Origin of the sequence: Methylocystis bryophila (genome assembly GCF_027925445.1) — a bacterium.
GTDB classification, from domain to species: domain Bacteria; phylum Pseudomonadota; class Alphaproteobacteria; order Rhizobiales; family Beijerinckiaceae; genus Methylocystis; species Methylocystis bryophila.
Window position 1 is genome coordinate 635010 of sequence record NZ_AP027149.1, and the last position, 25335, is coordinate 660344.

The 25335-nt window shown below is 64.1% G+C and carries 24 protein-coding genes; 13 read left to right on the forward strand and 11 right to left on the reverse strand.

Annotation, left to right across the window (positions count from 1 at the left end; translation table 11 throughout):
- Positions 1-141: 141 nt before the first annotated feature.
- On the forward strand, positions 142-549 hold the full coding sequence (locus QMG80_RS02920; RefSeq protein WP_085773637.1) for a response regulator: 408 nt from the start codon (positions 142-144) through the stop codon (positions 547-549).
- 295 nt (positions 550-844) lie between these two features.
- On the opposite strand, the gene QMG80_RS02925 is transcribed toward QMG80_RS02920, so the two are convergent.
- Both QMG80_RS02925 and QMG80_RS02930 read right to left on the reverse strand, forming a co-directional pair.
- A complete protein-coding gene (locus QMG80_RS02925; protein WP_085771449.1) occupies positions 845-1726 on the reverse strand; it encodes an SIR2 family NAD-dependent protein deacylase in 882 nt (293 codons plus the stop codon).
- A gap of 73 nt (positions 1727-1799) precedes the next feature.
- On the reverse strand, positions 1800-2105 hold the full coding sequence (locus tag QMG80_RS02930; RefSeq protein WP_085771450.1) for a 2Fe-2S iron-sulfur cluster-binding protein: 306 nt from the start codon (positions 2103-2105) through the stop codon (positions 1800-1802).
- A gap of 443 nt (positions 2106-2548) precedes the next feature.
- On the opposite strand from QMG80_RS02930, the gene nifA reads away from it, so the two are divergent.
- Together nifA and QMG80_RS02940 are read left to right on the forward strand one after the other, a co-directional pair.
- A complete protein-coding gene (gene nifA, locus QMG80_RS02935) occupies positions 2549-4258 on the forward strand; it encodes a nif-specific transcriptional activator NifA (RefSeq protein ID WP_102938193.1) in 1710 nt (569 codons plus the stop codon).
- A complete protein-coding gene (locus tag QMG80_RS02940; RefSeq protein WP_085771452.1) occupies positions 4233-5006 on the forward strand; it encodes a 4Fe4S-binding leucine-rich repeat protein in 774 nt (257 codons plus the stop codon). Before nifA ends, QMG80_RS02940 begins: the two co-directional genes overlap by 26 nt.
- Positions 5007-5127: 121 nt before the next feature.
- Here the strand turns inward: QMG80_RS02940 and QMG80_RS02945 are convergent, their stop codons facing one another.
- The 3 genes from QMG80_RS02945 to clcA form a co-directional block, all read right to left on the reverse strand.
- On the reverse strand, positions 5128-5658 hold the full coding sequence (locus QMG80_RS02945; protein ID WP_158658702.1) for a hypothetical protein: 531 nt from the start codon (positions 5656-5658) through the stop codon (positions 5128-5130).
- A 195-nt stretch (positions 5659-5853) separates the two neighbouring features.
- Positions 5854-6231 (reverse strand): YidB family protein, encoded by a 378-nt coding sequence (locus tag QMG80_RS02950; RefSeq protein WP_085771454.1) that lies wholly within the window; start codon positions 6229-6231, stop codon positions 5854-5856.
- 254 nt (positions 6232-6485) lie between these two features.
- On the reverse strand, positions 6486-7847 hold the full coding sequence (gene clcA / locus QMG80_RS02955) for a H(+)/Cl(-) exchange transporter ClcA (RefSeq protein ID WP_102938079.1): 1362 nt from the start codon (positions 7845-7847) through the stop codon (positions 6486-6488).
- A 631-nt stretch (positions 7848-8478) separates the two neighbouring features.
- Here clcA and QMG80_RS02960 point away from each other — a divergent pair.
- A complete protein-coding gene (locus tag QMG80_RS02960) occupies positions 8479-8613 on the forward strand; it encodes a hypothetical protein (RefSeq protein WP_280950017.1) in 135 nt (44 codons plus the stop codon).
- Between the two features lie 296 nt (positions 8614-8909).
- On the opposite strand, the gene QMG80_RS02965 is transcribed toward QMG80_RS02960, so the two are convergent.
- Together QMG80_RS02965 and hpnE are read right to left on the reverse strand one after the other, a co-directional pair.
- On the reverse strand, positions 8910-9284 hold the full coding sequence (locus tag QMG80_RS02965; RefSeq protein WP_085771457.1) for a phasin family protein: 375 nt from the start codon (positions 9282-9284) through the stop codon (positions 8910-8912).
- 79 nt (positions 9285-9363) lie between these two features.
- The gene (gene hpnE / locus QMG80_RS02970) at positions 9364-10599 is read right to left on the reverse strand and encodes a hydroxysqualene dehydroxylase HpnE (RefSeq protein ID WP_085771458.1); all 1236 of its coding nucleotides are present in this window, start codon (positions 10597-10599) and stop codon (positions 9364-9366) included.
- 230 nt (positions 10600-10829) lie between these two features.
- Here hpnE and eno point away from each other — a divergent pair, with 230 nt between their 5' ends.
- The 3 genes from eno to QMG80_RS02985 all read left to right on the forward strand — a co-directional run bounded on the left by eno (position 10830) and on the right by QMG80_RS02985 (position 16036).
- On the forward strand, positions 10830-12113 hold the full coding sequence (gene eno, locus QMG80_RS02975) for a phosphopyruvate hydratase (protein WP_085771459.1): 1284 nt from the start codon (positions 10830-10832) through the stop codon (positions 12111-12113).
- Positions 12114-12262: 149 nt separating this feature from the next.
- Positions 12263-14566: a glycine--tRNA ligase subunit beta gene (glyS, locus tag QMG80_RS02980; protein WP_085771460.1), complete on the forward strand. Its 2304-nt coding sequence runs from the start codon at positions 12263-12265 to the stop codon at positions 14564-14566.
- Positions 14567-14770: 204 nt separating this feature from the next.
- A complete protein-coding gene (locus QMG80_RS02985; RefSeq protein ID WP_245299997.1) occupies positions 14771-16036 on the forward strand; it encodes an IS4 family transposase in 1266 nt (421 codons plus the stop codon).
- Here QMG80_RS02985 and QMG80_RS02990 read toward each other — a convergent pair.
- The 3 genes from QMG80_RS02990 to QMG80_RS03000 are packed head-to-tail and all read right to left on the reverse strand — an operon-like array spanning position 16029 to position 18563.
- Positions 16029-16613, reverse strand: coding sequence for a DUF447 domain-containing protein (locus QMG80_RS02990; protein WP_085771461.1), 585 nt, complete (start codon positions 16611-16613; stop codon positions 16029-16031). The genes QMG80_RS02985 and QMG80_RS02990 overlap by 8 nt on opposite strands.
- Entirely contained in the window at positions 16597-18012 is a 1416-nt protein-coding gene (locus QMG80_RS02995) for a DUF6513 domain-containing protein (protein WP_085771462.1), read from the reverse strand. Before QMG80_RS02995 ends, QMG80_RS02990 begins: the two co-directional genes overlap by 17 nt.
- Positions 18009-18563, reverse strand: a complete 555-nt coding sequence (locus QMG80_RS03000; protein WP_085771463.1) for a flavoprotein — start codon at positions 18561-18563, stop codon at positions 18009-18011. Before QMG80_RS03000 ends, QMG80_RS02995 begins: the two co-directional genes overlap by 4 nt.
- Positions 18564-18762: 199 nt before the next feature.
- On the opposite strand from QMG80_RS03000, the gene QMG80_RS03005 reads away from it, so the two are divergent.
- Both QMG80_RS03005 and QMG80_RS03010 read left to right on the forward strand, forming a co-directional pair.
- Positions 18763-19116, forward strand: a complete 354-nt coding sequence (locus tag QMG80_RS03005; protein ID WP_085771464.1) for a hypothetical protein — start codon at positions 18763-18765, stop codon at positions 19114-19116.
- 16 nt (positions 19117-19132) lie between these two features.
- The gene (locus QMG80_RS03010; RefSeq protein ID WP_085771465.1) at positions 19133-19705 is read left to right on the forward strand and encodes a hypothetical protein; all 573 of its coding nucleotides are present in this window, start codon (positions 19133-19135) and stop codon (positions 19703-19705) included.
- A 140-nt stretch (positions 19706-19845) separates the two neighbouring features.
- Here the strand turns inward: QMG80_RS03010 and QMG80_RS03015 are convergent, their stop codons facing one another.
- Positions 19846-20031 (reverse strand): hypothetical protein, encoded by a 186-nt coding sequence (locus QMG80_RS03015; protein WP_085771466.1) that lies wholly within the window; start codon positions 20029-20031, stop codon positions 19846-19848.
- A gap of 319 nt (positions 20032-20350) precedes the next feature.
- Here QMG80_RS03015 and QMG80_RS03020 point away from each other — a divergent pair, with 319 nt between their 5' ends.
- From QMG80_RS03020 to QMG80_RS03035, 4 genes are all read left to right on the forward strand, one after another.
- Positions 20351-22351, forward strand: a complete 2001-nt coding sequence (locus QMG80_RS03020) for a hypothetical protein (RefSeq protein WP_085771467.1) — start codon at positions 20351-20353, stop codon at positions 22349-22351.
- Between the two features lie 163 nt (positions 22352-22514).
- Positions 22515-23174, forward strand: a complete 660-nt coding sequence (locus tag QMG80_RS03025) for a glutathione S-transferase family protein (RefSeq protein ID WP_245300188.1) — start codon at positions 22515-22517, stop codon at positions 23172-23174.
- A gap of 537 nt (positions 23175-23711) precedes the next feature.
- Positions 23712-24329, forward strand: coding sequence for a 30S ribosomal protein S4 (gene rpsD / locus QMG80_RS03030; RefSeq protein WP_085771468.1), 618 nt, complete (start codon positions 23712-23714; stop codon positions 24327-24329).
- 223 nt (positions 24330-24552) lie between these two features.
- Entirely contained in the window at positions 24553-25209 is a 657-nt protein-coding gene (locus tag QMG80_RS03035; protein WP_085771469.1) for a thioredoxin domain-containing protein, read from the forward strand.
- Positions 25210-25335 lie beyond the last annotated feature (126 nt).

The following is a 25335-nucleotide window of genomic DNA, read 5'->3' on the forward strand; positions in this document are numbered from 1 at the left end:
TCCGCCTCGGCGCTCAATTTTGCGTTGGCCGCCTCGTGCCGCGCTCTTCCGCCCCCGCCGGCCCCGAGGCGGGCGTTCGTCGCGTGCCGGCTTTCAAGGCATGGTCTTTGCTTCGCCGAGGGCGCAAAATCGGGGGATCGAATGCAAATTGGCGTTGAGAGCAACACGGCTGTCGACAACAAGCGAATCTTCGTGATCGACGAGGACGAGATCATTCGCGCGGCGATTCAGTTCATGCTGCATGACGAGAACGAAACGCATGAAGCGCCGAGCCTCGAATGGGCTTATGAGAAGGCCGTCGACTGGCCGCCGGACCTCGTCTTCGTCTCAGAAGCGTTGATGCGGCGTCATGGCGGCGCGCTTTATGGGGAAATCCGCGAGCGGCTGCGCGGGCCGAAAATCGTCGTCGTGCTGGAGCCCGGCGCCGTCGACCTCGCCAAGCAATGCCTCGCGGACGGCGCCGACAGCGTCGCCATCAAGCCGTTGCGCATTGAGCTCATGCGCCGGAAGGCGGATCTCCTGCTCGGCCGGCTCGCAGAATCTGCTTAAATATCCGGCATGACAGCCAAGGCGGGCGCTTCGGGCAAATCGGCTCGGCGCCGGCCCTTGTCCTTACGCGCCCCGCAAAAGTGAAGGACCCACCGGAAGGATCGGGGCCTATTTTATTATCCGCTTCGCCGAAAGGCTTCGCCCGCCCTCCGTCATGCCCGCGCTTGTCGCGGGCATCCACGCGATGACGCCTTAGGCGCTGAAAGAAGCGCGGCGCTATGCGATGGCGTGGTTGGGCGGCCTTGTGTCGTGTTCAATCGCCTTTTCCTCGTGGAGCGCGCCTATCACGAAAACTTTAAGGCGTCTCGGCGAGGACCTTGGCGCTCGTCAAGGCCGCGACGAACTCCTGCAGCGGCGCGTCAATGCGCGTGATATTCTGCTCCGCGAGGAATTTTTGCTCGTTCTTCGTCAGGGGTCCTTCGAGGACGGCCCAGTGGCGCTCGGAGGAGCGCTTCATGAGCTGTCTGGCGTAGCTGCGCTCGATCTGCGTTGCGAAACGGCATCCCAGAAAGAGGAAGCTGCGCCCTCTTCGCAAGGTCTGCACCGTGTCCGGAATGGGCGTTTGAATGTCGATCTCTGTCAGCACTTCGACATAGTCGGAATCCGAGACGATATAGTTCGACGCCGGCGCGAAGGACCCGATCGGCTCGTAAATCAGCGTGCGCCAGGAGAGCGTCGCCTCGGGCGCCTCAGCCGGGGCCTTCGCCCCGGACTCGTCGCGCTCGAAAGGCTTGCCGGGGATGCGCTCGCCGTCGGCGGAAAACCAGTGAACCCATTCGCCCCAGTGCTCGGCTTGGCTGACGCCCTGCACGAGACCCCAGTCTTTGCGCTTCTGGAAGGCCTTTTGCGGCAGATCGTCGTACCAGCCGTTGACGAGGAGCGGCAGCTTGCTTCGGGCGGCGAGCCAGTCGTGCAGCGGCGACGGCTCGGCCGAAGGCGCGAAAGCCTTGTTTAGGGCGGCCACGAGCGTCTTGCGATGCTTGAAGTTTTCGATGTACTGCGCCGCGGCCGTCAGATTGTTGCGTATCTTGTGCGGCACGGTCGTGGCGCTCGTCAGATGCGCGACGAGCGCTTCCGGCGACTCCGGGAGCACGCTTTGCGTCAGCTTCAAGACGCCCGGGCCGAGATAAGGGATGATCTCTCCCCGCTCGAAGGCGGCGCTGATTTCGTCGAGCATCGACATCTCCTGCAGGACGCTAAAGCCGATGGGCTTTAGCGATCAGCGTTCGCTCCAAGTCATGTCGGAGAGCTTACAAACCCGACCCGAAGCCGAGCAGCTCCACCGTCACATTTTCTGTGCCAAACAGGGTTTGGCAGGCGAGGCGCGATTTCGAGCCGACGCCGGGAATCGTGTCGAGCTTCTCATTCTCGGCGCGCTGCATCTTGGAGAGGCTCTTGCGGCCTTCCTGAATAAAAACATGGCACTCGCCGCATTTGGCCTCGCCGCCGCATTTGCTGACGATTTTCTCTCCCGTCGCCAATATGGCGTCGAGCAACCTCGTTCCGGGCTCGGCGTCCGTGGTCTTGCCAGAGGGAAGCAAAGTCAGCGTCGGCATGTTGATGCTCCATTGTTGAAGTTTCGCCTTCACCCGCATCGGCAAAATTCGGGCCAAACGTGCCGGCGTAGGCGTTGATCGACGCGGCTTTGATCGCGCCGAGGAAGAAGGAGATCGGATTTTCGGTGAGAGGCGCCCATAGGGGCAGCGTCACGGCGCGTCAAAGGCGCGAAGAGGACTAAGCTCCAAATCAAGAATTTTGAGCATCTCTTGACCAGAAAACGGTCTCGCCCCTTACCGGGACGCGCTCCAGGCGGGCGCCGGCTGGGCCTAGGTCTTGACGTTTTATGAAGCAAATAACTGATTAATAATGGAATTATTGGTATTGTCGCGCTGCACAAAATATCGCATTGACGGTGTGTGAATTGCTTCTATCCTTGTACGACGCGCGCTTCATCGACTGGAGCTGTGAGAAACCAATGGGTTTTCACCCCGGAAGCACCATGACCGGACCTGGCGTCCGAACATCGGACCTGAGCGAATCCGCTCTGGTCGGCATCTATGAAGTTTCAAAGCTCCTGGCCTCGGCCCACCGTCTCGAGCGCACCCTTGCTGGCGTGCTTGGCGTGTTGTCGAGCTTCCTCGACATGCGTCACGGCCTCTTCGCCCTTCTCGACAAGGAAGGCGATCCGGAGATCGTGGTCGGCTCAGGCTGGTCGGAGATCAATGCGAAGCAGTTCTTCGAGCGCCTGCCCGAGCGCGCGATCGGACAGATCGTCGCGACCAAAATGCCGCTCGTCGTCGAGAACGTGCTCGACTCGCCGCTTTTCGAAGGCGCCGACCTCTCCGGCTGGGGCCCGGCGGACGGCGAGCCCTTCTCGCTCGTCGGCGTTCCGATCAAGGAAGGCGACGCCGTTGTCGGCACGCTGACGGTCGACCGCGCCCTATCGGACCGCTCCTCCGTCCGCTTCGACCGTGATGTGCGCTTTTTGACGATGATCGCCAATCTCGTCGGCCAGACGTTGCGGTTGCACAAGCTCATCGCTCGCGACCGCGAGCGTCTGATGCTGGAGAACGCGCGGCTCGGCAAGGGCGAGCGTCCGCATGCCCTCGACAGCAAGACCGAGGGGATCAAGGGCATCATCGGTAGCAGTGCCGCGGTGCGTGCGGTCGTCGAAAAAATCCGCATCGTCGCCAAATCGCGCTCGACCGTGCTGCTTCGAGGCGAGTCGGGCACCGGCAAGGAACTGTTCGCCGCCGCGATCCACAATCTCTCGCCCCGCCACAGCAAGCCCTTCGTCAAGCTCAATTGCGCAGCGCTGCCGGAAAGCGTGCTCGAATCGGAGCTGTTCGGCCATGAGCGCGGCTCCTTCACCGGCGCCGCCGCGATGCGCAAGGGGCGCTTCGAGCTCGCCGAAGGCGGGACACTGTTTCTCGACGAGATCGGCGAGATCACGCCCGCCTTCCAGGCCAAGCTTCTCCGCGTCCTGCAGGAGGGCGAATTCGAGCGCGTCGGCGGAAACCGCACGCTGAAGGTCGACGTGCGTTTCGTCTGCGCGACGAACAAGAATCTCGAAGAGGCTGTGCAGAAGGGCGAATTCCGCGCCGACCTCTATTACCGCATCAGCGTCGTGCCGATCTTTTTGCCGCCGCTGCGCGACCGAAAGGGCGATCTCGCGCCTCTCGCCAATGAGTTTCTCCGCCGCTTCAACGCGGAGCAGGGGTCGCATCTGTCCTTGTCGGAGTCGGCGATGCAGGTGCTGTCGGAATGCGGCTTTCCCGGCAACATCCGCGAGCTCGAGAACTGCGTCTATCGCACGGCGACGCTGGCGCGCGGTTCGGAGATCGTCGACAAGGATTTCTCCTGTCGTAACGACGGCTGTCTCTCGGCCGTACTCTGGGGAGGAGGGCACGAGGACGCGCCTGCGCCGCCGCGCTTCACAAAACCTCTGCCCGTCGTCTCGTCTCCGAAGAGCTTCGCGCCGCCGCCGCCCCCAGCGCCCGCGCCGACCGGAGAGACCGCACCGCTATGTCCCGGCGCCGAAAACTGCAACGTCGGCGGCGCCGACGGGCGTAGCGAGCGCGAGAAGTTGATCAACGCTATGGAGGAGGCGGGGTGGGTCAAAGCCAAGGCGGCGCGTCTTCTGGGCCTCACGCCGCGCCAGATCGGTTACGCTCTGCAAAAACATGACATTCCCGTCCGCAAATTCTAGCCCCGACGCCGATCCCGACGCGGCTCCGCTCGACTGGCTCGGCCAGCCCATCCGCTGCCGCGAATGCGATCATGTCGTGCTCAATCGCGAAGGGCTCTGCCGCAAGGGAACGGCCTGCGTGCGGGACCGCCGGGCGCGCCGCGTCGATGGCTTCTTCCGCAAACATCCCGAGCTCGCCAACGATTATCTTCAGCACTCCTATTTCGAGGTGCGCGCCGTCGCCGCAAAATATGCGAGCGTGATGCGGCTTATGCCGCTGCTGGCCGATCCGGAGCCGGAAGTTCGCGCAAGGGCGGCGCAGCGCTTGCCCGTGGAGCGCGTCAAGGCGCTCGCGAATGATCCCGAGCCGCGCGTGCGCATGGTGCTCGCCAATCGACTGGAAGGGGCGAGCCTCGTCGCGATGCTTGCGGATGAGGACTATATCGTCCGGGTCAATGTCGTGCGGCGTCTGCCGCCCGAGCTCGTTCCGCTCGCCGTCCACGACGCCGAATCGGAGGTCAGGCGCTGGGCGGCGCGGCGCTTGCCAGAGGAGCGGCTGCAGCTGCTGATGTTCGACGAGGAGCCGCTCGTCCGACTCGTGGTGGCCGAGCGGCTGCCACCTTCGCGCCTCGCCGCGATGGCGCAAGACGAGGATTTGCGCGTTCGCTTCACCGTGGCCGAGCGAGCCCCGCCGGAACTCCTGCCGAGTCTGCTCGACGATCCGGACGAGCTGGTCCGCGACGTCGCGCGGACGCGTTTGGAAGAGTGATTTTTCGGGCTCCGTCTGTCGGTCGATTTCAGAAAAGCGACGCCGATCCCCCCTTCGATGGAAGAGGGTTTTCGATAGATCGGCTCCACGTTTGAGCCGTTCCACTCAAACGCAGCGTGATCTAGGCGACGTTCTTGCCCGAGACCGAGAGCGGCGAGGGCGTCTTCTCCAGCGACGCGCCGGCCTGTTTCTTCAAGACCTCGAGGCTTTCCCCGATCTTGGTCGCGGGCGACGAGTCTTGAGCCCGGTGAGCGAGCTTGACCAATCTAACCGCGAGGGACGCCATTCCGTCGATGGCTTTCTCCAACAAGCCTATCGCCGCGGGCTTCGCCTGTTGTTGCAAGCGTTGAAGAGACTCGCCCGCCCGGCTCATGAGCGGCGCCACGGCTCGAGACGCCTTTTCCGTCAGCGCGTTCGCCTTCAACAAGGCATGAATTTTCGCGTTCAGCCGCGTCGTCTCGCTCTCGAGGCGCCAGGCGGCGAGCTGCTGCTGCCTGAGGTCGCTCATCGCCTCGCTGTGCAGACTTCTCAACAGCGTGACTTCGTTTTCGAGCTTCTCGAGGCGATCCTTGATGGCGTCGACCATCCGGAAAGAAAACTTGCCCGCCTCCAAATTGGCCAAGGCGAGTTCGATGTCCATTTTGCTAGGCATGGTTCGTCCTCCACCGTAAGATGAGTAGAGACAAGATCGGCGTCCTACAGTTAAAATTCCCTTGCGACGCAGGCGAGACAAGCCAGCCATCTTACACTTTTTACACTTTGCTCGGCGACGTGACGCAGCAAAGCTTAACCAGAGCGTCCGGGACTGCCGGAAATGGTAACCCCGGCCATTTTTATTACGGCCGCGTCACAGCTTTCCGTTGGGGGTGGCGCTGTCTATGGCGGCCGGCAAAAGCTTGGCGAGCCGTTCCCGCAAATTCTCGACGGAGAAGTCCGCCTTTCTGGCCATGTCCAATATGCCCGGCCAGCCGACCAGCTGGAGCGCTTCGACCGAGTTGAGGGGCAGGTTGGGGCCCGTGGAAATCCAGGAGCGGACCTTGTTGATGAAGCCGCGTTCCTCGAACAGCTTCACGACATGCGCTAGGCCGCCCTGGCTTTCGAAATAGTCGCGAATGAGCTCGAGAACCCGATCGTCTTCGGAAGACTTGGCGTGTTGATTCGGCTGAACCGCCTGATTCGGCCCGGCGGCCGCCTTAGGTTGGAACAACCATTTGAACCAGTTCATGTAATCCTCCACTGCTTCAACGCTCGCGGCGCGACGGCGGTTTGTTGCATAGCACAAATCGGCGCCCTGTCCTCTGATGGCGTCGCCCTTTCAGCGTCGAAAATTCCCCGCTCGCCTGTCCTCGCAGGCGATCGCGCCCAGACGGGCCGGTCTCCCGTCCATGCGTCCGACCATGCTGAGTTTAAGAGAGAATAAACCGCTATCGATCTCCAAAATATGAAGCCCGCATAGTGTGAGAATCCCGCATCGACGCGCTAAACGGACCGGTCGCGGGGGCGATGTTCCGGCCTCGGTTGCGCCGGCGCGGGCCTGCCGCCAGCGTCGATAGGGGAGCCCGCTCCGGGCTTTTTTTGCGCGCCGCGCGGGGGCAGCGCCCGCTCCCGCAGCGAGTCATAGATGGGCGCCTGGCGCGCCAGGGTGGGCGCGATCATGGCGCAGAAGCTCGCGCCGAGCATCGGCAACAGAAGCGTCGCGTCCGAGGTCATCTCCGTGATCAGCACGATCCCCGTCAACGGCGCGCGAACGACGGCCGTGAAGAGGGCCGCCATTCCGACTAAGGCGAAACCGACGGGTTGAACGTAAAACGCTGGAAAGGAAAGTTTCGCGATCTCCCCGCAGAGCAGCCCCAGCTGCGCGCCGAGGGTAAGCAAGGGCGCAAATATGCCTCCCGGCGCTGTCGTGGCGTATGATCCGACCGCGAACCCGAAGCGGAGCAGAAATACAAGGCACAGCGCGAGGAGCGGCTGAGGTCCCAGGAGGGCGTTCTGTGTGATGGGGTCGCCGCCCCCGACGAGCGCCGGAAAGAACCAAGCCAGCGCCCCCACGAGAGCGCCCATGAGAAGGGCCGTCAGCCCCGGCGCGCCGCGATCGATTCTCTCCGCAAGCGACATCGCCCCCAGCAGCGCTTTGCAATAGAGGATGCCCGCCACACCGGCGATCGCGCCAGACAGGAAGTAGAGCGGGTAGGTCTCCGGATCGGCGAAGGCCAGCTCCTCCACATGGAAGTCCGGCGCGGGGCCGAGGATCGCCTGACACACCCAAATCGCTGTCGCGGATGCGCCGAGCGCGGCGATCGCGATATGCAGCTCGAATTGGCGCACGAGCTCTTCGAGAACGAACACCGCTCCGGCCACCGGGGCGTTGAACGCCGCGGCGAGGCCGGCGCCGGCGCCGGCCGCAAGCAAGACGCGACGCGTCCTCCAGCTGAGGCCGAACCCTCCCCCGCAGAGATGTCCGATGGTCGCGCCCATTTGCACGCTGGGGCCCTCGCGACCGAGCGCTTGCCCCGACCCGATCGCGAGCAGGCCCCCGAAATATTTCACGAGCAGCAGAGCCGCCGGGGCGGGCGACGCTTTGCGGTTCAGCACGTTCTCCACATGCGGTATGCCGCTTCCGGCGGCGTTGGGCGCAAAGCGGCGCACGAGCCAAGCCGCGATCCATGTGGCGGTCGCGCAGAGCACGATGATAAGGGCGAAACCACCGGCGGCGTATTGATGCGCCCATTCGACGATCACGTTTCGAAAGTGGTCGGCCTTGTCGAGGAAGAGACGAAAGGACGCGGCTACGAGGCCCACGCCTGCGCCGACGAAGAGGGAAGCCAAAGAGAGAGCTGCCACCGCTTCACGCGACCAGTCGTTCTCCCGTGGCTCGACGGTCCGAGGCTCGATCGATTCCTCCCAGCGTTGAAGTCGGATTGCCGCTTGCGGATTGGCCGTCTATTGCGCGTCCCGATCGCGTGTGATCGAAAAAGACTCGCTCCAGATCAAAGACTCAGAACCGCTTCGCACTTTTCCGTGACATGCTCCAGATCACGCTGCGTTCACGCGGAACTGCCTGAACGCAGAAAACGTGATCCATTCTATAAGTTTAGAGCGCGATTTGTGCGAAAAACCGGTTCCCACTTTTTCGCATCGCGCCCTAGCGCCTGCTACGCCCCGAATGATAGAATATCGTGAAGCGATGAGCCAAGGCGGCCCCGAGCCGGAGCCGCGCTCAGGCTGTTTCCCCCTCCTCACTCGGCTGGGCGGCTTAGATCGGCTCTTGCGGCTTCAGACCGATCCTTCGTCACAAAACACGAGAGATGGCGGCGCGCCACTGAGGCAGCGCAGGAGGCGCAGGCGCTTGCCCGGCCTCATTTTGGTCCGCTTCATCGTGAATTAACCGGTCCCGCCCCACAAAGGGAAAGCCGTCTTTCCGAGGCGCAGAACCTGCTACAGGACGGCGCCAACCTCGCATGGAGTCATGCCGATGCGCGCGTTGCTTTCTCGCATAAGAGAAAATCAGAAGTCCAACGTGACCTTGCTCGAATATATGCTCCTGGTCACGATGCTGATCCCGATCGCCGATGCTGGAGCCTCCACGCTGCTGAACAAGCTGCATTGAGTTGCTTCTGCTTTGAGGTCGCCGGACTTAGAGCATGTCACGGAATAGCGCGAAGCGGTTTGCCGGTCGTGAGATGCTCCACCCTTTTGATTTGGCGCGATTCCTTATCGCTCGAACGATTCGGGAAACGCGCTAGCGCCGACCGCTCAAAGCCCGCGTCAATTCTGAAGAGTTTCCCTTGCATTCAAAAGAAAAGCGCCGCGCGTTTCGCGCCGATTTTATATGAGCGCGCCCCCGCCCTTTTGCCGGGGGAGGACGCGCGTCTCGCTCGAGCTCTTCTCGCTTGAGCCCGCTGCTCACGAATTTTGCGGCGACTTTCCGAGCGCGCCGGACATGGCTTTTTGGACTGCCGTTCCGACTTCCGTCGCTTGCTTCTGCAGGCTTTCGCTTTGCGCTTTCGCAAAGTCGGCGTGCAGCCGCAACAATTCCTGCGGGTCCTTGGCGTGAGCGAGCTTTTTCGCGAATTCGAAGGTCGCTTCAATGTTGGCTTGGGTGCAGGCAAAGATCTTGCTGTTGACCTCTGTCGCGGCGGCAGGGAACGCCGCCTCGAAGGAGCTGACCGCCTTTTCGGCGGCGCTTGTGAAAGCCTCAAGGGCGCTGCGAGCCTGATCTATGCTTTTTTCCATGAATTCGCGCGCCTGAACCGGAACTTCGAAGGATTGTTCAGCCATTTGCTATCCCTTTCAAGGCTACCACAACGATAAAGGAGCAACATAGCCGAACACTGTCTCAAGATAGTGACCGCAGCTGCTAAACTATCGCCGCCGCGCGAAAGCCGGAACGGATCGCGCCTTCTATCGTCGCCGGCAGGCCCGTCGCGGTCCAGTCGCCGGCGAGCGACAAATTGTCCCAAGGGGTCCTTGGACCTGGCCGGCGCTTTTCTTGCGCCGGCGTCGCAGCGAAGGTCGCCCGCTTTTCCTTGACGATCTGCCAGGGCGGCAGCGCTGAGGGGAGGCCGGTTGATTTCGAGACCTCGGCCCAGATGCGCGCCGCCAGATCTTCGCGCGGCTCGTCCATCAGCCGGTCGGCGCCGCTGATCGTGACCGACAAGCGATCGTTGAAGGCGAAGAGCCATTCGCTCAAGCTCCCGACGAGTCCCAGAAGGAGCGGCTGACCATGCGGCGGCGCGATCCTGTAATGCGCGTTGAGAATGGCGCGATATTCGTCGGGCGCGACGAGACCTGGAAGAAGCTCGGAGGCCGTCCAAGGCGGCACGGCGAGAACGACGCGGTCGTCAGGGCCGAGCGCCACTTGCGTCTCCCCAAAATCGAGGCGCGACGCGCGCGCGCCGTCGAAATCGATGCGACGCAGCCGCGCTCCGAAGGCGACTTCCACGCCAAGCCCTTTTAGAAAGAGCAGCGCCGGCTCGATGAAGGCCGGGCCGAGGCCGTCCTTGGCGACCATGGGCCGGCAGGCGTCGCCGCCGGCGGCCAAGGTCTCGCGCAGCACGGCGCCGGCGAGCGCGGCGCTCGCTTCTTTGGGCTCCATGTTCAGAGCGGACAGCAGCACCGGTCCCCACAGCCGCTCGTAGAGCAGGCCCGAGCAGACCATCGTCTCGCCGATCGTCGCCTCTGGCTTGGCGTAGAGGAGCTTGGCCGCGCCGAGATAGTCGAAGGGCCGCGTGCCCGGCACGCGGCGGGCCTTCACAAATATCCACCACGGCAGCCGCGAGGCGTTGGGCGCGAGCCGCCATCTGAGGCCGCCGGCGACATCCTCGAAGTCGAAGACGCATTGCTCCGGTCCGACGAGCGCGTCGCCCGCGCCGATCCGCGCGAGATATTCGCGCGCCGCTCGATTTCCGGAGAGCAGCAGATGATTGCCGTTGTCGATGGTCAGACCCAGAGCCGGATCGAAATAGGAACGGCAGCGGCCGCCGGCCATGCGCGCCGCCTCATAGAGCGCGACGGTTTTGCCCGCCTGCGCGAGGCTGACGGCGCAGGCGAGGCCGGCAAGACCGGCGCCGACGATATGGGTGACGCCGCTCACAGCTCAACTCCCCGCAAATGCGCGCTCATGACGATCGGCGTAGCCTGCATCCTTTCCAAATCCTTTCGTAAACGAGATCCTGGAGCTTGGGAGGCCGACGAAGGCCCCTCACGCCGGCGCTCGGGCGACTATAAACGAATTCGCCGCGGCGCCGTCGCTCCCTCCTTCCTTCGCCCCCGCATTCGGGCTACAACCCGGCCGGCTCCCGCATCGCATCAAGAGGCTATTCCATGACCGAGATCGTCGACGTACACGCCCGCGAAATCTTGGACTCGCGCGGCAATCCCACAGTCGAGGTCGACGTCACGCTCGAGGACGGCTCTTTCGGCCGCGCCGCCGTACCTTCCGGCGCGTCGACCGGAGCGCATGAGGCCGTCGAGAAGCGCGACGGCGACAAGAGCCGTTATCTCGGCAAGGGCGTGCTCAAGGCGGTCGAGAGCGTCAACGACGAGATTTCCGGCGCTCTCTTGGGCTTCGAAGCCGAAGAGCAGGTCGCGATCGACGAGGCGATGATAAGGCTCGACGGCACGCCCAACAAGGCGCGCCTCGGCGCCAACGCCATACTCGGCGTCTCCCTCGCCGTCGCGAAGGCCGCCGCCGACGCCGCCACCCTGCCGCTTTACCGTTACATCGGCGGAACGCAGGCGCGCGTGCTGCCGACGCCAATGATGAACATCATCAACGGCGGCGTGCACGCCGACAACCCCATCGACTTCCAGGAATTCATGATCCTGCCCGCTGGCGCCGACACCGTCGCCGAGGCGATCCGCTGGGGTGCCGAGATCTTCCACACGCTGAAAAGCGCGCTGAAGAAGGCGGGGCTCAGCACGTCGGTCGGCGACGAGGGCGGCTTCGCGCCGAACCTTCCCTCGGCGGAGGCGGCGCTCGACTTCATCATGAAGGCGATCGAGAGCGCGGGCTTCAAGCCGGGCGTCGAGGTGTATCTGGGCTCCGATTGCGCCGCGAGCGAGTTCTTCAAGGACGGCAAATATGTCTACGAGGGCGAGAAGGTGACGCGCTCCATTGAAGAGCAGGTCGACTATCTCGCCAAGCTTGCGGCGGCCTATCCGATCGTGTCGATCGAGGACGGCATGTCGGAGGACGATTGGGAAGGCTGGAAGCTTCTGACCGAGCGTCTCGGCAAGACGCTGCAGCTCGTCGGCGACGATAATTTCGTCACCAATGTCGAGCGGCTCGGCGAGGGGATCAAGAGGGGCGTCGCCAATTCGCTGCTCGTAAAGGTCAATCAGATCGGCACGCTGACCGAGACGCTCGCCGCCGTCGAGATGGCGCATCGCGCCGGATACACGACGGTGATCTCGCACCGTTCCGGCGAGACCGAGGATTCGACGATCGCCGACATCGCCGTCGCGACCAACGCCGGTCAGATCAAGACCGGCTCGCTCGCCCGCTCCGACCGGATCGCGAAATACAACCAGCTCATCCGCATCGAGGAGGAGTTGGGTCCGGCGGCGCTTTTCGCGGGCAAGAGCGCGCTGAAGGCGCTGGCTTGAGCGTCTGGTCGACCGGATGCAAGTCGCAGATTCCCTCTCCCCGCTGGCGGGGAGAGGGTTAGGGGCCCCTCATCCCAGCCTTCTCCCCGCAAGCGGGGAAAGGAGCAGCGCGCGCAAGCCACTCACTCGTCCTCATCCTGGAACAGCCCTTGCCCGATCTCCTGCTCGAGCTCTTTTCCGAAGAAATCCCTGCGCGCATGCAGACGCAGGCGGCTGTCGAGCTGCGCAAGCGCGTGACCGACGCGCTCGTCGAGCGCGGCCTCCTATATGAGGGCGCGGCGAGCTTCGCGACGCCGCGGCGGCTTGCGCTGCATGTGGCGGGCTTGCCTGCGCGCCAGCCGGACACGCGCGAGGAAAAGAAGGGCCCGCGCGTTGGCGCGCCAGAAGGGGCGATCCAGGGTTTTCTGAAAAGCGCGGGACTCTCCTCCATCGATCAGGCGACGATCCAGACGGACCCCAAGAAGGGCGACTTTTACGTCGCCGTCATCGAGCGTCCCGGCGCGCAGACGATCGACATTCTCGCCGAGATCATTCCCGCGACGATTCGCAATTTCCCCTGGCCGAAATCCATGTGCTGGGGCGCCGATTCGCTGCGCCCCGACGCGCTGCGCTGGGTGAGGCCGCTGCACTCGATCCTTGCGACCTTCGGCCCCGAAACCGAAGCGCCGGACATTGTGCGCTTCGCGGTGAACGACATTCAGTCCGGCGACGTGACGAAGGGCCATCGCTTCATGGCGCCGGGGACGATCCGGGTGAAGCGCTTCGACGACTATGTCCCGGCCTTGGAACGCGCCAAGGTCGTGCTCGATTCGGCGCGACGCCGCGAGATCATCCTTGCGGACGCGAAAAATCTCGCGATGGCCCAAGGGTTGGAGCTCGTCGAAGACCCGGGGCTTTTGGAAGAGGTCGCGGGCCTTGTCGAATGGCCGGTCGCGCTGATGGGCTCCTTCAACGAGGAGTTCTTGTCGATCCCGAAAGAGGTGATCCGCGCCACCATTCGCGTGAACCAAAAGTGCTTCGTGCTGAAGAAGCCGGACGGCGCGCTCGCCAATCGCTTCATCCTCGTCGCCAACATAGAGGCGATCGACGGCGGCGCGACGATCATCGCGGGCAATGAGCGCCCGATCGCCGCAAGGCTTTCGGACGCGAAGTTCTTCTACGAGACCGATCTCAAGACGAAGCTCGAAGATCGCCTGCCAAAGCTCGAGTCGATCGTGTTTCACGAGAAGCTCGGCACGCAGGCGCAGCGCGTCGCGCGCATTATGGCGCTGGCGAAAGAACTCGCGCCGCTCGTCGGCGCCGACCCCGCAAAAGCCGAGCGCGCCGCGAAGCTCTGCAAAGCGGATCTCGTCACCGAAATGGTGGGCGAGTTCCCGGAGCTGCAGGGACTCATGGGCCGCTATTACGCGGCTGCGCAAGGCGAGGACGCGAGCGTCGCGGCCGCCTGCGAGGAGCATTACAAGCCGCAAGGACCAAGCGATCGCATTCCGAGCGATCCGGTCTCCATCGCGGTGGGCCTCGCGGACAAGATCGACACGCTCACGGGCTTCTGGGCGATCGACGAGAAGCCGACGGGCAGCAAGGACCCTTACGCGCTGCGGCGCGCGGCGCTCGGCGTCATCCGGCTCGTGCTGGAGAATGGGCTGCGATTGCGCCTGCTGGAAGTCTCGGTCGCCGCCTTGGGCCGGCACTCCGGATCGTCGCTGCTGCGCGGCGTAATGGACCAGATCGAAGCCGTTGAAGCCTTGACCGCCACGGGCGTCGCCTCCGATGCGCTGAAGCCCATCGAGGAAAACCTCGTTTCCCGCGTGAGCCCGAATTCGATCGCGCAATTCACCGAGGAAAATTTCGAGAAGGCGTTCGAGCGCTGCCTCGATCTTTTGAATTTCTTCATCGACCGACTCAAAGTCTATCTGCGCGACCGAGGCGCGCGCTACGATCTCATCGATGCGGCGTTAGGCGCAACGCCGGCCGACTCCGCCCCCCTTGCGGGAGAGGGCGAGGGTGGGGGGTCACAGGACGATCTCGCGCTCATCGTCGCCAGAGTCGAGGCGCTCTCGAAATTCCTCGACACGGAGGACGGCAAGAATTTGCTCGCGGGCTTCCGCCGCGCGGTGAACATATTGAAGATCGAGGAGAAGAAGGACGGCCTCGGCGCCTTCGACGCGCCGCACGAGCCCGGCTCGCTCGTGGAGCCCGCCGAGCACGCGCTCGCGCGCGCTCTCGCGGGGACGCGCGAGGAGACGCAGGCGCATTTGGCTCGGGAAGATTTTGCAGGCGCGATGACGGCGTTGAGCGGCTTGCGCACGCCGGTCGACGCCTTCTTCGACGACGTGACCGTCAATGCCGAGGAAAAGGCGCTGCGGCTCAACCGCCTGCGCCTCTTGAACGAGCTGCGCCGCGCCATGGTCGGCGTCGCCGATTTCGGCAAGATCGCGGGCGAGGGGGCTTAAGCACGCGCTTTGCGCGCAGCGCAAAATCCCCCGACCCCTCTCCCTAACCCTCTCCCCGCAAGCGGGGCTACGGCATTCACACATCGTGGTTTGCGGCGGACGCGGAACTCTGATTCCTTCTCCCGCGTGATTTGGGAGGTTGGGGATGTCGGAGGTTTCGCTGGGGCGGTTTGGCGACCGTCGCCTGGAAAAAGGGGGGCGTTTTTGCACGCCCGTCTGGTGTCGGCGGTCGGTCGGGGACTACGGGTGCGACGGTTGGGCGGGGATCGGGCGGGAGAAATTCGCCTGACCCGCTTCCTTCGCAATCGGAATGTGAGCCCCGGCGAGATGGCTGCGCATGCGGCGGAGCGTCTCGGTCTGCGTTGCGCGGATCGCCACGTGCTGGCGATCCAGGACACCACGGTGGTCAAGTCTTCCGGCGGCGGCGGGCTTTATCTGCATGTTTGCGCGGCGGTGGACGCGGACGACGGGACGCTGCTGGGCCTGGCGCATGCGCGGTTCCTCAAGCGCGAGGAAGGCCGCAAGGGGCAAAGGCGGGCCCTGCCGACCGTGGCGAAGGAGAGCCAGCGCTGGCTGGAGGGGGCGGACGACGCCGCGCGGGCCTGCCGGAGCGCGCGCGAGATCACGATCGTCGCGGATCGCGAGAGCGATATTTACGCCGCCTTCGCGCAGCGTCCTGCGCAGGCGCATATGATCGTGCGTGCGGCGCAGGATCGCAGCCTCGAGGACGGCGGGCGTCTGTTCGCCACAGCCGACGCTCTGCCCGAGGCGGGACGAACCCGGCTGGATTTGCCGGCCAAACCCGGCCGCCCCGCGCGCCAGACGACCTTGGCGGCGCGCTTTTCCCGCATCGAGCTGAAGCGGCCCAAAAACAGCGTCGACGAAGGCTTGCCGGAAAGCTTGAGCCTGCATCTCGTCGATCTGCGAGAGGTCGATCCGCCTTCCGGCGAGACCATCCATTGGCGGCTCATAACCACCTATCCCGTCGCCGATTTGCGCGAAGCTCTGCAAGTCGGGGAGCTTTACCGCCGCCGCTGGGCGATCGAGCAATTGTTCCGCACGATGAAGACGCAGGGCTTCGACATTGAAGGCCTGCGCATCGAGGACGACGTTCCCCGCTGCAACCTGGTGATGGCCGCGCTGATCGCCGCCGTCACCGTCCAGCAACTCGTCCACGCCCGCGACGGCGGCGGCGCAAAAGGCCGATTGCGCCCAGTCAGCGACGCTTTCGAGGAAGCCGACATCCCCCTCCTCGAAGCCCTTTGCGCCACGCTCGAAGGCAAAACGCAAAGACAAAAGAACCCCCACCCCAAAGGCTCTCTCGCCTACGCCGCCTGGGTCTGCGCACGCCTGGGAGGCTGGACCGGATACTACGGAAAACCAGGCCCCGTCGTCATGCTCCAGGGTTGGCTCCAGTTCCAAGCCGCAAAGCAGGGCGTCAACGCAATCACGGCAAGCCAAGTTATGTGAATCTGGTAGGCAAGCGGGGAGAGGGGAGGGCTGCGCGGACTTTCGCAATCACGCGGTCCCAGGCGCGCCTCTCGGCCTCGCCCGCCGTCTTGTCGACGGCGATCTTGAGATAGGCGATCTCCCGCTCGATCTTTTCGGGAGGCAGCATGTGAAGGCGCGTCGCCAGGATCGCCGCCTCCAGCACGGCGGCGCGCGCGCGATTAAGCCCAAGAAAAGGCCTGTGGCTCTCGATGCGCCGCACGGCGCAGATGAAGCGCGGACGCAATTCGTCCGGCTCGACCTTGAGCACCTCCAGTTCCGCATGGGCGAGCGCGGCCGACAGGCGCGGCGCCGGCCAATCGGACACCGCTTCAACCGGCCAGTCGCGTTTCCCCGTGACGAAGCCGGCAAAGATTTCGGCGTCGTCGATAAAGCTCGCCGTGGCTTTCGCCGTCTTCTCCAGATTGTCGAGGGTCGTGGAGGGCCGGAAGGGCGCGATGATCCAATGCTCGCCGTCCTCGATGAGACCCAGAGGCGCTAGATGCGGCTCTCCGGACGGATGAAGCGTCGTGACGACGCATTCACGGATCAGCGGCATCGTCGCCTCCCTTGCGCTTGCGCAGCGTGTGGCCGATCTCCTTGAAACGTTCTTGCTCCTCGGGAGCCTTGTCGAACGCCGCGCCGAAGTCGAGCGGCTCGTCCTGGCGGTAGCGCTTGCCCAGTCGAAAGGCGAGCTCCGCCTTCATCAGCTCCGTCCCGAGATAGAAGGCGTGCGCGCCGTCCTTCTCAACATTGAGCTTTGGAAAAAGAGCCATCGCGTCCGTTGCGAGTTCATGGAAGCCGCGTGCAAAAATATGGACGCCGTCTTCGGCGACCTCGATGCGAAAATTGGCGTCCCGCAGCTCGCGCGCGAGCTCGGCGATTTCGTCCGGCGTCGAGGCGAAGGGGCGCTTGTCGTGGACTTGCAGCAGCGCGTCCGAATAGCCCTTGGGCAAAGCGTGATCGGCGCGCGCCGCGAAGAGCATTCGGCGCGCGGCGTCGTGCTCTTCGAGCGTGCGGCGCGTGTGCGGGCTCACCTGCACCGTCAGAATGTTGCGAATCTCGAGCTCTGAGCAGAGGCCGAGCAACATGGCCGTGACGCCGGAGGAATCGGCGTCGGTCAATTCGGTGAGATTGCCGGTGCCCATCATCATCTCGGCCGCGGGCTCGCGCCTGCGCGTTTCGACATAGCGCGCGACCGAGTCGGCGAATCCGAAGTGGATCGGGTCAAGAATGGGGTCGAGAATGAAGTCGATCCCCCGCGCGCGCGCTTTTGCAGCGGCGCGCTGCAGCGAATCGAGATCGCCGTGCGGGGCGGGAACGAGGATCGGCGCGAGCGTCGAGCCTTGCGGCAAAATATCGAGGCTGTGCTCGTCGAGACTCAACAGATGATCGGCGCCGGCCGCCGCTGCCCGCTTCAATTCCTCGATATTGGCGGAATCGACGCTGACGCGGAGACCCTGCGCGTGCAGCGCGGCGATCGTCTCCTCCATATGCGCGAAGGGCGTGTCGGGCAGGCAGCCGAGATCGATGACATCGGCGCCGGCGGCTCTAAGCCGGCTTGCGCGCTCGACGATTGCCTTGACGCTCATTGTGGAGGCGTCGACGATCTCCGCAAAGAGCCGCATATCGTGGCGCGAGAGATCGGGCTTGCCGCCGGAACGGCCCAGATAGGCGGGAAGATCGGCGATCTCCTCCGGTCCACGCTCGACCGCGACCCCCAGCTCGCGGGAGAGAAACGCGAGATCGGCGCGGCAGCGTCCTGGCAGGATCACGCGGTCCGCCCCGACGGGTCGGGGCAGGCGGCGCAGGATGATCTCCTGCGTCATCAGCGCCGCGACCTTTACCCCGATGTCGTGCGCTCGCCAGTCCTGGGCGGCGTCGCCGAAGCTCCTGACCATCCGCTCCAAGCGCGGATAGGCGAGGCGTCCGGTCAGGAACAGCAGGCGTTCGCTCACCCCGCCGGCTCCAGAAGCTCCCTCTTGCGCGCCTCGACCGCCTCCTCGAGCGCCTTGAGGCTTTCGACCACGGTCGTCGCCTCGAAAGATTTCATCCGCTCGGAGTTCTCGAGGTCGATGCGGCGCGGATACACTTTCACCATGCCCTTGGGGGCGCGCGTCTCGAGCTCGGGGGCCGTGTCGCAGGGAAAGACGATCGTCTGCACGCGGCATTTGCCCGCTTGAGCGAAGACATTCGTCGCGAGATTGTCGGAAATGCCGAAGACGCATTTCGCGATGGTGTTGGAGGTCGCGGGCGCGAGCACCAGCGTGTGGTAGACGCCGTAATAGAAATTGCCGACCGGCGCGGAGCTCGCGGTGACGTCCTTGAAGACGCGAATGTTGTCGGGCAGCGCGAAGTCGTGCTTGTACATCTTCACCACCTCGGCCGCCGCCTTGGAGACGAAGAGATCGACGTGATCGAGCGTGCGGATCATGTCGAGCGACTCGGTGAAGAAATGCCCCGAGCCGGTCAACGCCCAGCCCCAGCGCGGCGTATGGACTTTTTTCATTTGCGAAGCCTTCTACTCTGGCGCGCGCGCTCGGCCCGCGGCGGCGTCGCCAGGGCTCTAGCACATCGGGAAGGCGAGCGCGCAAGGTCCTCGTCGTGCGCCCCGCTTTCCTCGCGCGCCGGGGAGAGCTAGGCTATGCGCTTTCGTGGCTCCCCTCTGCTCGCCGCGCTTGAGCCCGCATGAACAAGGAAATCGGAAAATGACTTTCGCGAAACTCGGCGCCGCCCTGCTCGTCGCCTTCATGGGCTGCTCAGCCGCTCGAGCGGCGGACGCGAGCTTTCGTTGCGAGGGCGTCAACCAGACAACGGGGGCGCAGCTCCAGCCCTTTACCATCGGCGTCCGAGGCAAGACCGTGACGCTCGACGGCGTGGAAGGGCTTGGAAAATCTTTCTCGCTCATTCAGCAGGACGCGCATTTCATAGTCTTCAAGAACGGCGCGAAGACGCAGGGCGGCAACATCGACCGCACGAGCATGACCATCAGCCTCTATGTGCTCGACATGGGGAAACACAAGCTCGCCGTTCAGATCGGCGGACGTTGCGCGGCGCAATAAAAGGGAGAGGACGCGAATGAACGAGAAGGCTCAGAGCGCCGCGCCCGGGCGGGAAGTCGTGGGCGTTCTTGCGGACGCCGCAGCCCTCGACGCCGCCACCGGCGAATTGCTCGCCTCGGGTTTCGAGGAGACGCAGATCACCCTGCTCGCGGGCGAAAAAGCGATCATCGAGAAGCTTGGCCACAAATACAAGAGGGTGGAGGAGCTCGAGGACGAGCCGAAAGCTCCCCGTATTCTCTACCGCGCTTTCGACACGAGGAAGACCGCGATCTTGGGGAGCCTCGCGGCCATCGGCGCCATCGCGACCGCGGGGGCGATCTTCACCGGCGGAGGCGCGCTCGCGGCGACGCTCGGCAGTGGGCTCATCGGAGCGGAAGTCGGCGGCTTTCTCGGCGGCGTGCTCGGCGATTTCGTCGACGATCAACATGCGCGCTATCTCAAGAACCAGCTCGACCATGGCGGTCTGCTGCTTTTCGTGCGCGCGCGCGACGAGGCCGAGGAGAACGCCGCAAAAGAGATCCTCAAGAACCACTCCGGCCGCGACGTGCACGCGCATGCGCTCGGGGCGCCGACTATCGATTCGATATGAAGACTTCAATTCGCTTCTGACGGCGAGGCGCCTCGGTGAGAGGCGCTTCGCCGCCAGAGCGGACTTGCCGGTAAAAGATCACAAGCTTTGCGAAGCCGGCCCGCGAGGAGCGCCCGCTTCTTTGGCGTCTGCGTCAGGGCTCACCAACGCCAGCGGCGATGCCAGCGGCGGTGCCACCGGCGGCGCCACCAGACATTCTCGACGGGCCCTTCCGGCGCGATCGCCTCGCGCGGCGACGTCACGGGCAAGGCCAAGGCGGTGCCGCCGGTCGCAGCGATCGCGCCAGCGGAAAGGAGAATCTTCGTCAAGAACGCGCGTCGATCCATATTTCGCTCCTCTTGTCGCCCGATTGCCCATCGCCCCGGGCAGTTTGTTTCGCGGAACGCCAGCACGCCCCTAAGCCTCGGCTTCGCGGCGCCAGCGTTCGGCATTCTAGCTAGCGCCGAATAGGTTAAGGTCAAGTTCGCCCCCTGGAACCTGCGCTCGTCGCGGCGCGCGCAATTTTGACCCATTCCCGGCTTAGAGGCAGCCCTCGCGGCGGCTGCGCAGACTTCGAATTCTTCAGCCTGCCAGCTCGCAGTCCTGCAAACTGGCCTCCGACGGGAATAACTGGCGAGGACAGTCGGAGAGACAAGGGATCAAAAAATGCTTTCACTGCGCCGACTTGCTGCTCCTTTGGCTATCGCAGGCGCATTGATTGCCATCCCCTTGTCGTATGCTAGGGCTCAAGCCTCCTCCGGTTGCGAGGAGGCGGCCGAGATCGCGGTCCTGCCCTCGCCGTTGACGCCATGGAGCGGCGCGCCCTTGCGCGTCCTCGTCGCGGCCGAGCATCCGGCGGGCGGCGAGCTCACCTTGATCGCGCCCGATGGAAGCGTCGCGGCCAAATCGCGCGGGCGCCACGCCGGACCGCCTTATGTCTGGTTCGCCGAGGCGCCATCGCCGGCGGCCGGAGCCTGGCGCGCCGTTCTCGCGCTCGATTCTCCTTCAGGCGGCTGCAGCGCCATCACCAAGGAAATCGAGGTCAGCGCGAGCAAGCCGGCCACGCCGCACATGGGGGAACGCGGCGGTCTCTGGGAGCTGCGCAACTCCTGGAACCGCGCGACGGAGAATCTCTACTCGGCCTGGATCGCCACGCTCTTTGACGCGCCACTCGAAGCGGAGCCGTCGTGGAAGACCTGGTCCGAGGTGCTGCGCGATCGCTCGCGCAATGTCCTCTTCAATCATCTGGGACAGGACGAGGACAAAGCCATCTCGACCGTGCGGCCCGACTGCGCCGATTTCGTCTACTTTCTGCGCGCCTATTTCGCCTACAAGATGGGGCTTCCCTTCGGCTATTCGAACTGCTCGCGCGGCGGAGGCGGGTCGCCGCCGCGCTGCAATGAGTGGTTCGACATGATGCACCCCGAGTCGACGCGCCCCGTGCGGGTGCAGGAGGCTTCCTCCGACACGAGACCGGCCGCACGCCACGCCACGGCGCCTTCCGGCGATCTGTTGCAGCAGATCTTTTCACCGTCGCAGCAGGCGCAGCCGGAGTCCTCCGACGGGCAAGCCTCGCAGAAGCCGACTCAGGCGAAGCATCAGGCGCGCGTGACCGGGCTTGGCCAGTTTCTGCGGGCGGTGGGCGACGTGGTCCAGTCCGGCTCGGTGCGGGCCTCCGGAAACAGCGACCGAAACGACTTTTACATGATCCCGCTGACGCAGGAGAGCTTGCGTCCCGGCACGGTCTACGCCGATCCCTACGGGCACGTTCTCATGCTCGTGCAGCGCGTGCCGGAGACGGCGGACGCGGCGGGCTGGTTCTTCGCGGTCGACGCCGAGCCGGATGGCACCGTCACTCGCAAGCGCTTCTGGCGCGGCAACTTCCTGTTCGTGCACGATCCGACCCTCGGCAGCCCCGGCTTCAAGCATTTCCGGCCCGTCGTGCATCAGAACGGCGGCGGCCTGCGGGCGCTCACCAACGCCGAGATCGCCAAGAACCCGGACTACGGCGATTTCTCGCTGCAGCAGACGCAGCTTGGAACCGAGGAATTCTACGATCGTATGGACGAGGTGATGTCGCCCGAGCCGCTCGATCCGACGCACGCCATGGCGGGCGCCATTCGGGCCCTCGAGGAGCAGGTGAAGACGCGCGCGACAGCGGTCGAGAACGGACGCAAGTTCCAAAGCAGCGGGAAAGGCGAGGCGTCGATGCCGGACGGCGCCGCGATCTTCCAAACCAATGGCGCCTGGGAGGATTTCTCGACGCCGGCGCGCGATCTGCGCCTGTTGATCGCCATCGACGTCGTGCGGAATTATCCTGATCGCGTCGCGCGGCGCCCCGAGCGCTATGCTCTGCCTTTCGGCCAGAGCGGCGCTTCGGTGAAGGGAGAGCTGCAACGGACGCTGGCGGCTGAGCTCGCTAGCCGCAAGTTCACCTACACGCGCAGCGACGGCTCATCCTGGACGCTCTCGCTCAAGGATGTGCTCGACCGCGCCGAAGAGCTCGAGATGGCGTACAATCCCAACGACTGCGTCGAGCTGCGATGGGGCGCGCCGCAAGGCAGCGCCGAGGCGGCGACCTGCACGCGGCGCGCGCCTTCGGGCCAGCGGGCCAAGATGTCGGACTATCGCGGCTGGTTCCGCGAGCGGCAGTGGCCGCACGCTTAGAGCCTGTCCCGGAAAAGCGCCAAGCGGTTTTCCGGTCAGGACATGCTCCAACCTTTTGATTTGGCCCAATTCCTTATCGCTCGAACGATTCCGTTCGAGCGGGAGACGCGCTAGATCATGCTGCGCCCGAGAGAATCGCTGGCGGCGCACAGGAGGTCAAGCCATGCCGATCTTCCTTGTCCATAGTATTCCCGGTAGCCCTTTCGGGCGCGCCGTGCTTGCGACGCTGGAGGAGAAGGGCGCGTCCTATCGCGTTGCGCCCGTCGCGCCGGGAACGCTGAAGAGCGAGGCCCATTTGGCGCGGCATCCCTTCGGCCGCATTCCCGTGCTGGAGCATGACGACTTCCGGCTCTACGAGACGCAAGCCATTCTCCGCTATTTGGACCGTGTTCTTCCGACGCCGACGCTGACCCCTTCGGACCCGCGCGCGGCCGCCCGGATGGATCAGGCGATGGGCGTTAACGACTGGTACTTATTCCAGGGCGTGGGCAATGTGATCGGTTTTCAGCGGTTGGTCGGGCCGATGCTGCTGGGCCTCCCCACAGACGAGGCGGCGATCGCCGAGGCGATGCCGAGAGCGAAGACCGTCTTCGACGAATTGGCGCGTCTTCTTGGCGCGCAGTCCTTCTTCGCGGGCGAAGCCCTATCGCTTGCCGATTTGACGCTTGCGCCGCAGATCGATTTTTTTGCCCGACTTCCCGAATGGGAGCCGCTGATGGGTCCTCATAAGAAGCTGCAAGAGTGGCATGCGCGCTTGCTGGCGCGACCCAGTCTCCAGGCGACGACCTTGGAGAAGGTCTCGGCGATGGCGCAGGCCGCTTGACGCGAAAACCGGGCTTTTCCCGAGCGCATCGATCGGGCCGACGATCACGGCAGAGAGAAAGATCGTAGGCGTGGGTTCTCCCTCTTGCCGCGGCGCAGAGACGTTTTTGAACTGAATCTTATTGCTTATCATTCTCTCGCGGAGATCAGGCAGCTCGCGTGGAGTGACGCGAGCGGGAGACGCGCTGGCGCGGGTTGCGGGCCGCCGCTCCCAGACCTGCCTGCGCCGGTGCGTCGCGAAGTGGCCGGATCATTCGCGCCTTAAGCTCCAATTCGCTTGACACCCCCCGCTCGCCCCCTTACACGACCCCATCCGGCTGGGGATAAGCCTCTCCGGATGCGCACCCGTGGCTGGTCCCAAAGGATCGCCTGTCGGCCGTTTCTAAAGAAATCGGCAGAGGAGGGCGCGTTTCGAGCCTTGCGGAGCTTCCGCAAGTCGCGCGCGAAACGCGGGTTTCAAGCACCGCGATCCTAATGGGATCGCGTGCGCGCCCTCTTTCGCGCGTTCGCCGCAACGCGATGAGGAAAGAGGAACTACGTGACCAAACGCGCAGACGCAAAATATAAAATCGACCGCCGTATGGGCGAGAACATTTGGGGCCGCCCGAAGAGCCCCGTGAACCGGCGCGAATATGGCCCGGGTCAGCACGGCCAGCGCCGCAAGGGCAAGCCCTCCGACTTCGGCACGCAGCTCAAGGCGAAGCAGAAGCTCAAGGGCTATTACGGCAACATCTCGGAGAAGCAGTTCCGCAAATATTATGCGGAAGCCATCCGTCTCAAGGGCGATTCTTCCGATAATCTCATCGGACTCCTCGAGCGCCGTCTGGATGCGATCGTCTATCGCGCCAAATTCGTTCCGACCGTCTTCGCCGCTCGCCAGTTCGTCAATCACGGACATATCCGCGTGAACGGCCGGCGCGTGAACATCCCGTCCTATCTCGTCAAGCCCGGCGACCTCGTCGAGGTGAAGGAGAGCTCGAAGCAGGCGGTGACGGTGCTCGAGGCGGTCGGCCTCGCCGAGCGCGACGTGCCGGAATATTACGACGTCGACCACACCAAGATGACCGCGAAGCTCAGCCGCGTTCCGCACGCCAATGAGGTGCCCTATCCGGTCCGCATGGAGCCGAACCTCGTCATCGAATATTATTCGCGTTGATCGACTCGCTGGCGGCGGCGAAGGGAATTCGCCGCCGTTAGCCTCCTGCTCGCTTGCCCCGGCGCGAGTTCCGCAAAAGTTGACAGACTTTTGCGATTTCAGCTTGCTTCGGCATTCCGGACCGGCGCAAATTTTTATCGCGAACGATTTCGTTCGAGCGCAAAGCGCGCTATGTCGCCGGCCGGGACGCTGGTCCTTTTGCCTCCTCCCTACGGAGCCCGCCATGACGATAAAGAAACTTGCGCCCTCTCGCCGCTTTGTTCTCGCCGCCGCATTGACCCTCGCCCTTCCCCTGACGGCTCCGGCGCAAGCCGAAAAGACGGAAACGAAAGTTCCGCTCGTGGAGCTGCTCGCGCCGCAGGCGCTGCCCGACATCGTCGAGGGAAAGGCTGACGCGCCGGTTGTGATCGTCGAATACGCCTCGATGACCTGCAGTCACTGCGCGGCCTTCCATAACGACGTTTATCCGACGCTGAAAAAGGATTTCATCGACACGGGCAAAGTCAAGTTCATCCTGCGTGAGTTCCCGCTCGACGAGCGCGCCGCGGCGGCCTTCATGCTGGCGCGCGCCTTGGGCGACAAGCGCGATGCGGCGGTCGACTTCCTCTTCGCGCAGCAGAAAAATTGGGCCTTCACCGAGACGCCCTTCGAGAGCCTCGCCAATGCGGTGAAGCAGCTCGGGATCGGACAGGAGAAGTTCGAAGAGACGCTGAAAGACGAAAAGCTGCAGAAAGCGATCTATGCGGTCGCCGAGCAGGGCCAAAAATTCGGCGTGAACGCCACGCCCACCTTTTTCGTGAATGGCGTCAAGCTCGACGGCCGAATGGATGTGGCGGCGTTGCCGAAGATCATCGACGACGCGGGGAAGACCGGAAAATAGGAGGCGAATTTCGGCAAAGGTCGACAGACTTTTGCGATCGGGTTGCGCGCCCGGGTTCCAATCCCGAACATCCTGTCATCCGAAGGAAAGCGTTTTGAGTGGGGCGAGACGGTTTTCGCCCCGTTC